The sequence below is a fragment of the Citrobacter sedlakii NBRC 105722 genome (genome assembly GCF_000759835.1).
In the GTDB taxonomy this organism is placed as follows: Bacteria; Pseudomonadota; Gammaproteobacteria; order Enterobacterales; family Enterobacteriaceae; genus Citrobacter_A; species Citrobacter_A sedlakii.
Window position 1 is genome coordinate 72,363 of record NZ_BBNB01000004.1, and the last position, 12,835, is coordinate 85,197.

Genomic DNA, 12,835 nt, shown 5'->3' on the forward strand with positions numbered 1-12,835 from the left:
TCAAGGAGTCAGAACAATGAGATACCGTTTTCCTGAAAACTTCTGGTGGGGCAGCGCCTGCTCAGCGCTGCAAACCGAAGGGGATAGCCTGAACGGCGGCAAAAGCCAGACCACATGGGATGCGTGGTTCGATCGCCAGCCTGGCCGTTTCCATCAGGGGGTTGGCCCGACGAACACCTCGACCTTTTATCAGCGCTGGAAAGAGGATATCGCACTGCTTAAGCAGTTAAACCATAACAGCTTTCGCACTTCGATCAGTTGGACACGTCTTATCCCGGACGGCACCGGCGAGGTGAATCCCGAGGCGGTGGCCTTCTATAACAATGTTATCGACGCGCTGCTGGCGCAGGGCATCACGCCGTTTATTACCCTGTTCCACTTCGATATGCCGATGGTGATGCAGGAAAAAGGCGGCTGGGAAAACCGCGATGTGGTGGACGCGTTTGGCCGCTACGCGCAAACGTGTTTCGACCTGTTCGGCAACCGGGTGAAGCACTGGTTCACCTTCAACGAGCCGATTGTGCCGGTTGAAGGCGGCTATCTGTATGACTTCCATTACCCGAACGTGGTGGATTTCAGACGCGCAGCTACCGTGGCGTATCACACCGTGCTGGCACATTCTACGGCGGTGCGAGCATATCGCGGCGGAAATTATGACGGTGAGATCGGCGTCGTCCTCAACCTGACGCCCTCCTATCCACGCTCGCAAAACCCGGCGGATATGAAGGCCGCGCACCATGCGGACCTGCTGTTTAACCGTAGCTTCCTCGACCCGGTGCTGAAAGGGGAATATCCGGCGGACCTGGTGACGCTGCTGAAAGAGTACGACCAACTTCCGGCCTGCCAGCCCGGCGACGCGCAGCTGATCGCCGACGGCAAAATCGATCTGCTGGGGATCAACTACTATCAGCCGCGCCGGGTGAAGTGCCGGGACAGCGCCGTCAATCCGGACGCGCCGTTTATGCCGGAGTGGTTATTTGATTATTACGAAATGCCGGGGCGTAAAATGAATCCGTATCGCGGCTGGGAAATTTATGAGCCGGGTATTTACGATATTATTACCAACCTGCGGGATAATTACGGCAATCCGCGCTGTTTTATTTCCGAAAACGGCATGGGTGTGGAAAACGAACAGCGCTTTATTCAGGACGGGAAAATTAACGACAGCTACCGTATTGAGTTTGTCACAGAACATCTTAAATGGCTGCATAAAGGAATAAGCGAAGGCTGCAATTGCCTTGGCTACCATATGTGGACCTTTATTGATAACTGGTCATGGCTCAATGGTTATAAAAACCGCTACGGCTTTGTGCAATTAGATTTAGACACGCAACAGCGTACGGTGAAAAAGAGCGGCGAGTGGTTTGCGAAAACTGCCGCCAGTAATGGATTCGATTAATACGAGAATATCATGATTGCATTAGAAGAAGCGGTAATGGAAATCATCGTCAATGCCGGACAGTCACGCAGCCTCTGCTTTGAGGCGCTGCACGCCGCGCGCGCTGGCAACATTGACGAAGCGAAAAGCCTGCTTCGTGAGGCTGATGGCTATGCGCGTCAGGCTCACCACATGCAAACCAAATTGATCGAACAGGATGCCGGGGAAGCCCGGCAACCGATGACATTAATTATGGTGCATGCGCAGGATCATTTAATGACGTCGCTGCTAGCCCGCGAGCTATCAGAGGAAATTATTCATCTCTATCAACGCTAAATTCATTTAAATAATACACGGAGACGACACCACGATTAAATAAACGTTTTCTGTACCCTTTATATAAAAAACAGATCAACTTGTTTTGGTGATAGCAATTAAACCGAGACGGGATGGTTATTATCTTAAAATAAATTAATGGTCACATCTGTTCAGAATGCGAAAGCAGCCTGAAGGATAAAGTGCCGATGAGATAACCATGAACATGATAAAAAAACTTCCAGTAACGCTGGCGGTCATTGCCGCGCTGTGTCCCATGTCTGCGCTCGCACAGGAATTTACTCAGGAACAGATCGACGCTATCGTCGCTAAAGCCGTGGATAAAGCGCTGGCGGAGCGGCAGGCGAAAATGGACGCCGCGATAGCGCAGAAAGCCGATGTCATTAACGAACCGCAAAGCGCCGCCCAGTCTCCGGATATGGCCATCCCCTTTGGCGTGAAATTTAGCGGCTACGCGCGCTACGGGGCGCACTTCCAGAGCGGCGATCAGAAATATGTCGGCGTCGACGGTTCCTATAACGGCGCGTCGGCGATTGGTCGTCTGGGTAATGAAAGCAACGGCGGGGAATTCCAACTGTCGAAAGCCTTCAAAAGCGATAACGGCGCCATCTGGGATATTAACGTAATGATCGACCATTGGGGCGATGAGGTAAACCTCAAAAAAGCCTACGCGGGCGTGACGAACGTGCTGGCCTCTAACCCGAACGCTTACATTTGGGCGGGCCGCGACTTCCACCAGCGTCCTCAACAGGGTATCAACGACTATTTCTGGATGAACCACGACGGTCAGGGCGCCGGGGTGAAAAACGTCGACATTGGCGGCGTCCAGTTTGACGTGGCGACCGTGGCCGCGGTGGAGTCGTGCAGCCCGGAAGTCATGGAAGACGAAGCGAACCCGTCGCGCATTACCTGTACCGGCGGCTCCGGCACTGGCGATAAGGGCAATTATGCAGTGACCTCGAAAATTCACGGCATGAAGCTCGGCCCGCTGGATCTGGAAATCTACGCCAACTACGGCTTTGACTCGAAAGCCGTCGACAGCGAAGAGCGCCTGAAAGCCTGGCAAGGCGCGTTTGTGGTCAGCCATACTAACGACAGCGGTGTGAACAAAGTGATCGCCCGCTATTCCGACAACTCAGATAACAGCGTTTACAACAAAACCGACGATCTGACCACCGTTTACGCCAGCTTCGAAGGTAGCCACAAATTCACGCAGCAGGCGCAGGTGGAGTATCTGCTGGCGTTCCATGACTACGACAACAGTTCCGATCAGAGTGAAAACCGTAAGAACTATGGCGCGATCGTGCGTCCAATGTACTTCTGGAACGACGTCCACTCTACCTGGCTGGAGGCGGGTTATCAGCGTGTCGATTATGACACCGGCGGCGATAACTCAGGCTGGAAGCTGACTCTGTCACAGAACATGTCGATCGCGATGGGGCCGGAGTTCCGTCCGATGCTGCGCTTCTATGTGACGGGCGGCAAGGTGGAAAACGACCGCACCGCGCGAGTGAACGGTACGGATGACGAAACCCTGGATGATTTCAACATTGGCGCGATGTGGGAAGCGTGGTTCTGACGGCAGTATGTGAATGTAGCTGGCCTACCTGCAGGTAGGCCAGATCTTGGCTCAGGCGATCATTGCATATCCTTTATGCGCACTTTCGCTGCCACCAGAAGCGCCGTCAGCAGCATCAGGCTGCCGGAAAGCATCAGGGGCGACAGCAGGCCGAGGTTATCGAGTGCATAGCCTCCCACCGCAGCCCCGCAGGTATTGGCAAGCTGGATCACGGCGACCTGAACGGATCCAGCCTTTTCTGCCTGATCGGCAAGCGAACGGGTGATCCATGTCGACCAGCCCACCGGCACCAGCGCAAACGCCAGTCCCCAGATAACCGCAATGACTGCCGCTACCGTCTTATCGTCCCCCCACAGGGTCAGCACCAGCGCGCTCACCGCCAGTACCAACGGCGCACCGGCCAGCGCCAGTTTCACCGAACGTTTGAGGATAACGGACGAGAGCGAAGTACCGACAAAGCTGGCAATTCCGAAGCTCAGCAAGACCAGCGTCAGGCCATCGACATCAAATCCCGCCAGATTCATATACACCGGGCGAATATAGGTGAAGAACGCGAACTGTCCGGCAAAGGACATAAAAATGGCGATCATCCCGGCCATCACCCCTGGGCGATTGAGCAAGCTGAACATGTTCTGCTTTTGATGTGACGGCTCGCCGGGCAGCGACGGCAGCGATTTTACAATCCAGACGATGCACAGCAGGCCCATCACCGCCGCGGCGTTAAAGACGTTGCGCCAACCGATAATCCCACCCAAAAAGCTGCCCAACGGGGCGGCGATCACCAGCGCGATGGAGACCGCGCCAAAAATTACCGACAGCGCCTTCGGCACCGTTCTCGGCGGCACCAACCGCATCGTCAACGACGCCGACATCGCCCAGAATCCACCGAGCGCCAGCCCAAGGCAGGCACGCCCCACCAGCAGCAGCGTAAAGGAATGCGCAAAAGAGACCAGCAGGCAGGAGAGCGTCAACAGCACGGAAAACAGGATCACCACGTAACGGCGATCGGTGGCCTGAATGATCTGGGTGATAAACAGGCTGGCGAACATCGCGACAAACGCCGTCACCGTCACCGACTGCCCGGCTACGCCTTCGGTGATGCCCAGATCCTGCGCCATCGGCGTCAGCAGGCTAACCGGCAGAAACTCAACGGTAATCAGGCAGGCTACACAAAACGCCACGGCAAAGACCGCAGACCAGTTTGGGCGCGAAACCGCTTTGGCCTGCGGTGGAATTGTGGGCTGGATATGTTCTGTCATGGCATCACCTGAGATAAAAACGTGCGGAAAAGTCGCGCAGTTTATCATCAAAAGTGTGACGGATTTAACGTTTAGACAACTTTTCTTGCATCGCCGCATTCGCCAGCCCGACGATCCATTCCTGGTGCCCGTTAATCATCGGATTCGGTACTGTGCGAGCAAGTTCCTGGGCAGGAACGCCTTTTTGCGACTCCTGAGTCAGAATACGGACGCGGTTACCCGGCAAGTCTTCAAACAGCCAGGCGTGGATCACATCCAGACGCGCCTTCTCATCCCCTTCCACCCAGCCGTGCCATGCGATCCGTGCGGCTTCACCGTCCACGGGTGGAACATACTCCGTGACCTGCGCCTCAACCGGGAAGCCAAAGGTCGTGAAGCGAAAGCGAGAGTTGGCGCTCAGTTCCGGACCGCTGCCGTCGTGAAAACGGATATCTTCGGCGTTGCTGTAGTAGTTCGGCCACAGGGTTGTGTCGTTAAGCTGCGCCCAAATCTCTTTTGCGCTCAGCCCGGCGACGATGATTTCGTTGGATGCAAAGTTATCGGTGGTGCCTGGCAGGTAGTCGTTCGGCCAGATAATGGCGGATTGTTTCATGGTTCACCTCATCAGCGAGTGGATGAGGTGATGGTGCGCCTGCGGCAGATATAAATCTAATGACGATGCTTTATACTCTTCATCACGTTTCGTGATATCAGTGCAGATAAAACACGCCCTCTTCCGGGAGGAAAAGCTGGTTATAGCGCAGCTGGAAGGCGTTAAGCTCCTGCGGATCGGGTTCTATCTCGCGCATGAAGCCGAGCGCGAGGCGGATTTGCGCATCGGTGATCGGCGCGGCCAGACGGGCTTTACGCAGCATGCGGTGCCAGGAATGCAGATTCTCTTCGCTACCGTCGACGATGCAGACCTGCCAGATCAGCAGCACCTGGGCGGCATTTTGCAGGTGCGCCTCGTCGGGGCGCTCGAGGTAGTGGATAAACTCATTGCCCGGCGTTTTGCCGAACTGGTCAATCATCGACTCGACCGGCATCGGGGTGACTCCCAGACGCTCGCTTAAACGTTTGATGGCGCGGCGGGAATCGGAAGTCAGGACGCGAAACCCAACCACAAACACCACGGCAAGCGTTGCCAGCATTATCCAGACCATGCGTTCTCCTTAGACTAGCCGCTCATCATAGCGGGAAACGCAATGCGTCGACAGCGGGCAGCGCCATAATAGTGAACGGAAAAGAGGTGGAAAATCGTCATGAAAGCGGATCTGCGCACGCTGGATCTTAACCTGCTGAAAACGCTCGACGCTCTGCTGGACGAGCGCAGCGTCACCCGCGCGGCGGCGCGTCTTGCTCTGACCCAACCTGCGGTCAGCGGCATGCTCAACCGCCTGCGGGACTACTTCGACGATCCGCTCTTTATCCGCGCCCCGCACGGCATGGTGCCAACCACGCGTGCGGAAGCGCTAGCCGTTCCGGTGAAGCGCATTCTCGCGGATATCGACGTACTGCTTCAGCCCGTTGCCTTTGACCCTAATACCGCTCGCCTCACCTTCACTCTTGCCGCTACGGATTACGCCCTGCGCGCGGTTGTTGTGCCGTTTATCGCCGCCCTTAAGGCACAGGCGCCTGGCATCCGCGTGCGCGTGGTGCCCGTTACCCCCGGCAGCCTTGTCAGCCAGCTTGAGCAGGGCGATATTGACGTGGCGTTGATCACCCCCCATACCACGCCCGATGAGCTTCACAGCCGTGCGCTTTATGATGAACGGTACGTATGCATGATGCGCGCCGATCATCCAAACGCCGGAGAGCCAATGACGGTAGACCGATTTTGCGCCCTTGAGCATGTGCTGGTTTCTTACGAGGGAGACGGCTTTCGCGGGGTAACCGATAGCGCGCTGGAGAAAATTGGCCGGACGCGGCACGTGGGGCTCTCGGTGAGCCACTTTTTAGTCCTGCCGGACGTGCTGGCCCTCAGCGATATGATTGCCGTCGTGCCGTCACGCATCGCGGAAAATCAAACGGGGATGTTCGTCTGCGAGACGCCAGTTCCCGTGCCTGGCTTTACCAAAAGCATGGCCTGGCACGGCAGAACGCACCGCAATCCCGCGCAGGCGTGGCTGCGCGGGCTGTTACTGCAAACCAGTCAGCGAGCCTGAAGCCCCTTAAGCAGCGCCTCGTGAAAGCGCGAGGGGTCCTGCATCTGCGGCGCATGGCCCATGTCGTTAAATTCCACCAGCGTCGCGTGCGGGATGCGCTTCGCCGTCCCCTTCCCGAGCACCGCATAGTTGCCGAGCGTTTTGCGGATCTCAGGCGGGGCGAGGTCTTTCCCGATGGCGGTGTTGTCCTTCGTGCCGATCATCAATAATACCGTCATGTTGAGTTCGCTAAATTCGTAGATCACCGGCTGGGTGTAGATCATGTCGTAGAGCAGCGCCGAGTTCCAGGCCACGCGTTCTTTGCCCGGCCCGTTGTTCAGCCCGGCGAGCATGGTGACCCAACGCTCGTACTCCGGCTTCCACTCTCCGGCGTAGTAGGTATTTTTCTCGTACTGACGAATGCCGTCGGCGCTGACCTTCAGCTCGCGCTGATACCACTGGTCGACCGTAATGTGCGGCACGCCGCGCGCTTTCCAGTCCTCCAGGCCAATCGGGTTGACCATCACCAGTTGCTCCACCTGCTGCGGCCACATCAGCGCGTAGCGGGTCGCCAGCATGCCGCCGGTGGAATGCCCGATCACCGTCGCCCGTTCAACACCCAGCTTCTCCAGTAGCGCATGGGTGTTATCCGCCAGCTGCTGGAAGGTGTACTGATAGCTCTCCGGCTTGGTGGATTTACAGAAGCCGATCTGGTCAGGTGCCACCACGCGATACCCGCTGGCTGAGAGCGCGCGGATCGTGCCATCCCACGTTCCGGCACAGAAGTTTTTGCCGTGCATCAGCACCACGGTGCGGCCATTGGGTTTTTCCGGCTTCACGTCCAGATAAGCCATATCCAGAGACTGATTCTGCGAGGTAAAGGTAAAGTGCTGAACCGGCCAGCCGTAGTCGAAACCTTCCAGCTTCTCGCCGTATGTGGGGGCATCCGCAGCCATTGCGGGGGGCGCCAGCGCCATCAACAGCGCCAGACAGGATAATCGTCGGGACATCATGCAAGCTCTCCAGGAAATAAAGGTCAAAGGCTGCGCGAAAGGCGGCAGCAAAATAACACTGTAGAGCATCAGACGGAGCGGGTGTGTAAAGCGGGGTAAAGAGTGGAGTTCAGAACAAAAAAGCCCGGCATCACACACCGGGCAAAGAAGTTACCTGCACACTCAGACTACTTTTAATTTCTGGGCACGATTTTCACGGCGGATCTTACGTTCTTCCAGCACCGCCACCATCGCCATCAGGACGATACAGCCAATCGCTGCCGCATCCAGCGCCGCGAAGGTGCCCGCCCAGCCGGTGAGGCCGAAAATCGGCGTGCCGTCGGCGATCATCCCCAGGCCCAGCTTGGCGAAGCTGTCGCCGATCAGGTAGGCGAAGGTGCCTTTGATCCCATCGGCGGCGCCGATCGCTTTTTTCGGCACGAAGCCGACCGCCGCCACGCCGATCAGCAGCTGCGGGCCAAAGACGAGGAAGCCGAGCGCAAACAGGGACGCCAGGTAGACATACTGGTTGCTGGCGTGCTGGTATACGCCGAGCGTGGCGATAATCAGCGCCAGCGCGATACACGCCACCAGCGCGCGACGGCCGTTGGCGAGATCGGAGAGCCAGCCCCACAGCAGCGTGCCGACCAGCGCGCCCACTTCGAACAGGGTAAAGCCCTGAATCGCCACCTCTTTCGAGAGCTTCAGCTCCTGGAAAGCATACACGGTTGACCACTGGTCGATGCCGATGCGCACGACGTACAGGAAGATATTCGAGAAGCACAGCAGCCAGATCACTTTGTTTTTCAGCACGTATTCAACAAAGATCTGCCATTTGGACATCTCGTTCTCTTCGGTCTCTTTGTCCTCTTCGCTGATCTCCTCGCCGAACAACTCTTCGGCTTTGCCGAGACCGTAAGATTCCGGGGAATCGCTGCCGAAGCGCAGGCCGATAAAGCCGACAATCAGGGCGATAACCGACGGAAAGATAAACATACCGATCACGTGGCCGTCGAACAGGACATTCGCGCCGAACAGCGCCACGCCAGCCGCGCCCGCGCCGCCGAGGTTATGAGAGATGTTCCAGAAGCCAAGGAAGGTGCCGCGCTTGCGCCGCGGGGTCCATTTGGTAATGGTGGAGTAGCTGCACGACCCGCCGGTACTCTGGAAGAAACCGCTCAGGGCGTAGAAGGCGATCATCAGGAACAGGCTGACAGAGCCACTGCCCATGCTGGCGCTGAAGCCGAGCATACAGATCGCCGAGAGGATCAGCATAAACGGCAGGAACTGCTTGGTATTCTTACCGTCAGCATAATAAGAAACCAGCGTTTTCCCCACCCCATAGGTGATGGAGAAGCCAAGGCCAATCATCCCCAGTTGCGTCATGCTCAGCCCGTAGGTCGAGATCATGTCGTTCTGGGCGATGTTAAAGTTTTTGCGGATCAGGTACATGGTCAGGTAGCCGATAAAGACCACCAGATAAGACTGCATGAACGGTTTGAACCACATCTTACGCCGCACATCGAGCGGCAGATCCAGGGTCGGCTTGCGCACCTGATTCAGAAAGGCCAGCATAGATCTCTCCCGAGCTAATTTTTTACCTGCGAATGGCAGGCATTGTAAAAATCAGCCGGGAATTGAGCCTGAGACAGCGTCCAGGTAAAACCGGGAAAATGTCTTAGTTTTGTCCCATTTGCGGTGAAAAGGTGAGGTACATCACGCTTCGCTGACCATGCGCGGCGCCTGTGCGTTTAAAAATGGCAGCAGCAAGAGTGCAGAAATACCCGATGCCACGCTAATCACCACAAAGAATCCCGTCCAGTGCCAGATCTCCAGCACCTGCGCCAGCGGCCAGCCGGAGAGCGAGGCGCCAAGATAGGCAAACAGCCCGACAAAGCCGGTGGCCGCGCCCGCCGCCTCTTTGTGCGAACACTCCGCCGCCGCCATGCCGATTAGCATTTGTGGGCCAAAAACGAAAAAGCCCGTCGTGAAGAAACACGCCGCCTGCATGACGTAGCTGGCGAACGGCATCAGCCACAGCGAGCCGACGGAAAGCAGGATCCCGGCGGCAAAAATGAGGTTCATCGGGCCACGGTTGCCATTGAACAGTTTGTCCGAGCCCCAGCCCGCCACCAGCGCGCCAATAAATCCGCCCAGCTCGAACATGGTCACCGCCGAGTTGGCGGTCACCAGATCCACATCCAGCGTCTCAGACATATACAGGTTGCCCCAGTCGTTGATGGCCGCGCGCACCACGTACACCAGCACATAACAGAGCGACAGCAGCCAGATGTACGGGTTAAGCAGCACGTATTTGGTGAGGATCGCTTTACGGTTAAGGCCTGCGCCCTCCTGCTGCTGGGCAATCTCCAGCGCATCGTGCCGCCAGTCGCCCACGGGCGGTAGACCCACGGCCTGGGGGCGGTCGCGCAGCCGCCAGCACAGCACAATGCCGACGGCAATCGCCAACGTTCCGGCAATCATCATCCCCGCCCGCCAACCGTAGTGCAGCGCGGTGGCGGCCATCACGATGGGGATCAGCGCGCCGCCGACGTTGTGTGCAGTATTCCAGATAGCCCACCAGCCGCCGCGCTCGTTGCGCGAGTACCAGGCGGTGAGCAAACGCGCGCACACCGGCGCGCCCCATCCCTGAAAAAAGGCGTTCAGCGCCCACAGTAGCGCAAACGCCCACAGCGAGGAGGAAAAGCCGAAAAGAATATTCACCATGCCAGTGGCGATAAGTCCTGCCCCCATAAAGTATCTCGCGTTCGAGCGGTCGCTGACGACACCCGACACAAACTTCGACAGACCGTAGGTGATATAAAACAGCGTCGCCAGCAGACCGATATCGCTGCGGGTCAGCACGCCGCTGGCGAGGATCTCCGGCACGGCGGCATTGAAGCTCTTACGGGTAAAATAAAACAGCGCATAGCCAAGCCAGATGGTTAACAGAATATGCCGTCGCCAGTAGCGGTAGCGGGCATCAATTTCCTGTTTATCGGTCATCAACGGCGCGCTGGCCGGGGCCTTTAAAAACTGAAACATCGCCGCTCCTTAGGCATAACGCTGCGGCAACGAAACGCTGACGCGCGTGCCGTGAGTACAGGAAATAGAGAGCGAACCGCCGAGCGCCGTCACGCGTTCCCGCATACCAGTCAGGCCAAATCCCTGCTGACCGGAGCCCGGCGGCAGGCCGCAGCCGTCATCTTCAATCACCAGCATCAGGCGCTCGTCCTGCTGCCAGCCCTGTATCGTGACCGCGCTGGCGCTGGCATGTTTGACGATATTGTTCAGCCCTTCCTGACAGACGCGGAACAGCGTCACCCGCTGGCTTTCGCTGAGCGCAGACTCGTCTATCCGCCAGTCGAGATGGCTGATGATGCCGCGGCTTTCCAGCTCCATTTCACGCATCAAAGAACGTATGGCCTGTTCAAGCGTAAGATCGTCCAACTGACGTGGGCGCAGGCGCCCCAGCAGACAACGTACCGAATCGTACACGCCGAGCGACAGCTGTTCGATCAACTGCCCGCTCTGCTTCGCGCCGCCGTTATCTCTCGCCAGTCGCTGAACGATACCGGCCTGGGTGCGGATGGCGGTAACGGTCTGACCGATGTCATCGTGCAGTTCGCGCGCCACCTCCCGGCGGACGCTCTCTTCAGTTTCCAGCAGCCGTTCCGCCAGACGGTGGTTGCGCGCCAGTTCGTTTTGCAGCGACTGGTTCAGCTCGCGCAAGCGTTGGATCCCTGCGCCAAGCAGCAGTCCGGTCAGGCTTTGCGCCAGCAGTGAAAGCAGTAAATCCACCGGATGATCGTGCCAGGTCTGGCTGGCGATCAGCGCGATGGCGTTCATCAGCGTCGCAATCAATGCTCCCTGCCAGCCGTAGTGCCAGGCGAGCGCGATGATCGGCAGCGCCAGACAAAACGGCGTGAAGCGCGATAATTCAGCGGGCAGACCAAGCTGTAGCCACAGGCTGACCACAAACAGCAGCAGATACCAGATGAGATGCCGGGCGCGCCAGTTTACCGGCTGCGAAACCAGCGCCGGACCAAGCGGCAGCCAGATGGCGCTGGTGAGATAATGCCAGAACACCAGACAGATGGGGGCCAGCGTTAAGCCGCCGGTGAGCGTCAGCAGCAGGGCGTTCCACGCCTGCTCTCCCTGCCCAAGCCAGGGCAAGGACTGCAACAGCGCCGCTGCGGTGAGAGCGGCCCCCTGTAGCAACAATGTGCGCCAGTCGCGCTGGTGACGGTAACGGGAGATCAGCGCCACCGGTATCAGCGTTAGCGCACTGCCGATCATCAATAATATCGGGTGCGCCAGCGCCACTTCCTGCGCCAGCCAGAGAACCAGCAGCCACTCTGCGCCCAGCAGCACCGGCCAGTAGCCGCGCGGGCATTGCAACATCAACCCCAGGCGCAGGCCGAAGGGGAACAGCAGCACCGCCAGCTCAGGGCGCTCCACCAGATGCAGACTGATACTCCACAGGCAAAACCAGGCGGCGGAGAAGATAAAAAAGCAGGCGATTACAGTGATAAATCGGGAAAGAAGCGTGTTCATTGCCAGCCGTCAAACATTCTGCGCGCCAGCTCAACGTCATTGTTGACGCCCAGTTTTTCCATCAGATTCGCGCGATGCACGTGCACCGTTTTAGGCGAGAGGCCCAGCTCGGCGGCAATCTCTTTGACCGCCATCCCTTGCGCCAGTTTTTCCGCCACCTGACGCTCGCGTTTTGTCAGCGGATCCTGCCTGCCCGCAGCCAGCTTGATGGCGATATCCGGGGTCAGATAGCAGCCGCCGGTCGCAACCGTATGCACAGCGGCAATCAGCTCGTCCGGGCTGCAACGTTTGGAAAGAAATCCCCGTGCGCCGGCGTTTAGCGCCTGCTCCACCAGCGCCGGGCTGTCATGTACCGAAAGCATGATGGTCGCCATGCCTTTTGGCAGTTGACTCAGCAACGCCAGCCCGGAAACGTCAGGCATTGAGATGTCGCAGATACACACCTGCACGCCGCGCCCCGGCAGGCCAGCAAGCGCCTCACGCCCGGAACCAAACTCAGCCACCACCTGAAAATCAGGCTCAAGGTTCAGAAGTTGGGCGAATCCAGAGCGGACGATAAGATGGTCGTCGATAAGGGCGATGGTGGTCATAGCGCGTTCCTGGCGGGCGGA

At 57.9% G+C, this 12,835-nt stretch carries 12 protein-coding genes; 4 read left to right on the top strand and 8 right to left on the bottom strand.

Features of this window, described 5'->3' with window-relative positions:
- The first annotated feature begins 16 nt into the window (after positions 1-16).
- The 3 genes from CSE01S_RS09110 to CSE01S_RS09120 all read left to right on the top strand — a co-directional run bounded on the left by CSE01S_RS09110 (position 17) and on the right by CSE01S_RS09120 (position 3,293).
- Positions 17-1,399 carry a glycoside hydrolase family 1 protein gene (locus tag CSE01S_RS09110; protein ID WP_042287141.1) on the top strand — a complete coding sequence of 461 codons (1,383 nt, stop codon included), beginning with the start codon at positions 17-19 and terminating at the stop codon, positions 1,397-1,399.
- Positions 1,400-1,411: 12 nt separating this feature from the next.
- On the top strand, positions 1,412-1,714 hold the full coding sequence (locus CSE01S_RS09115; RefSeq protein WP_008786514.1) for a PTS lactose/cellobiose transporter subunit IIA: 303 nt from the start codon (positions 1,412-1,414) through the stop codon (positions 1,712-1,714).
- Between the two features lie 199 nt (positions 1,715-1,913).
- Positions 1,914-3,293, top strand: coding sequence for a carbohydrate porin (locus CSE01S_RS09120; RefSeq protein ID WP_042287145.1), 1,380 nt, complete (start codon positions 1,914-1,916; stop codon positions 3,291-3,293).
- A gap of 59 nt (positions 3,294-3,352) precedes the next feature.
- Here the strand turns inward: CSE01S_RS09120 and nepI are convergent, their stop codons facing one another.
- From nepI to CSE01S_RS09135, 3 genes are all read right to left on the bottom strand, one after another.
- Positions 3,353-4,552, bottom strand: coding sequence for a purine ribonucleoside efflux pump NepI (gene nepI, locus CSE01S_RS09125; RefSeq protein WP_042287396.1), 1,200 nt, complete (start codon positions 4,550-4,552; stop codon positions 3,353-3,355).
- A gap of 64 nt (positions 4,553-4,616) precedes the next feature.
- A complete protein-coding gene (locus CSE01S_RS09130) occupies positions 4,617-5,144 on the bottom strand; it encodes an SRPBCC domain-containing protein (RefSeq protein WP_042287149.1) in 528 nt (175 codons plus the stop codon).
- Between the two features lie 97 nt (positions 5,145-5,241).
- Entirely contained in the window at positions 5,242-5,694 is a 453-nt protein-coding gene (locus CSE01S_RS09135) for a DUF1198 domain-containing protein (protein WP_042287154.1), read from the bottom strand.
- Positions 5,695-5,793: 99 nt separating this feature from the next.
- On the opposite strand from CSE01S_RS09135, the gene CSE01S_RS09140 reads away from it, so the two are divergent.
- Positions 5,794-6,696 (top strand): LysR family transcriptional regulator, encoded by a 903-nt coding sequence (locus CSE01S_RS09140; protein ID WP_042287156.1) that lies wholly within the window; start codon positions 5,794-5,796, stop codon positions 6,694-6,696.
- On the opposite strand, the gene CSE01S_RS09145 is transcribed toward CSE01S_RS09140, so the two are convergent.
- The 5 genes from CSE01S_RS09145 to uhpA all read right to left on the bottom strand — a co-directional run bounded on the left by CSE01S_RS09145 (position 6,684) and on the right by uhpA (position 12,814).
- The gene (locus tag CSE01S_RS09145) at positions 6,684-7,688 is read right to left on the bottom strand and encodes an alpha/beta fold hydrolase (RefSeq protein WP_084588993.1); all 1,005 of its coding nucleotides are present in this window, start codon (positions 7,686-7,688) and stop codon (positions 6,684-6,686) included. The two genes, CSE01S_RS09140 and CSE01S_RS09145, sit on opposite strands and share 13 nt — an antisense overlap.
- 162 nt (positions 7,689-7,850) lie before the next feature.
- The gene (gene uhpT / locus CSE01S_RS09150; protein ID WP_042287159.1) at positions 7,851-9,242 is read right to left on the bottom strand and encodes a hexose-6-phosphate:phosphate antiporter UhpT; all 1,392 of its coding nucleotides are present in this window, start codon (positions 9,240-9,242) and stop codon (positions 7,851-7,853) included.
- 141 nt (positions 9,243-9,383) lie between these two features.
- Positions 9,384-10,712, bottom strand: a complete 1,329-nt coding sequence (locus tag CSE01S_RS09155; protein ID WP_042287162.1) for an MFS transporter — start codon at positions 10,710-10,712, stop codon at positions 9,384-9,386.
- 9 nt (positions 10,713-10,721) lie between these two features.
- Positions 10,722-12,224 (bottom strand): signal transduction histidine-protein kinase/phosphatase UhpB, encoded by a 1,503-nt coding sequence (uhpB, locus tag CSE01S_RS09160; protein WP_042287165.1) that lies wholly within the window; start codon positions 12,222-12,224, stop codon positions 10,722-10,724.
- Positions 12,221-12,814, bottom strand: a complete 594-nt coding sequence (uhpA, locus tag CSE01S_RS09165) for a response regulator transcription factor UhpA (protein WP_042287167.1) — start codon at positions 12,812-12,814, stop codon at positions 12,221-12,223. The genes uhpB and uhpA overlap by 4 nt, the downstream gene beginning before the upstream one ends.
- Positions 12,815-12,835: the final 21 nt, after the last annotated feature.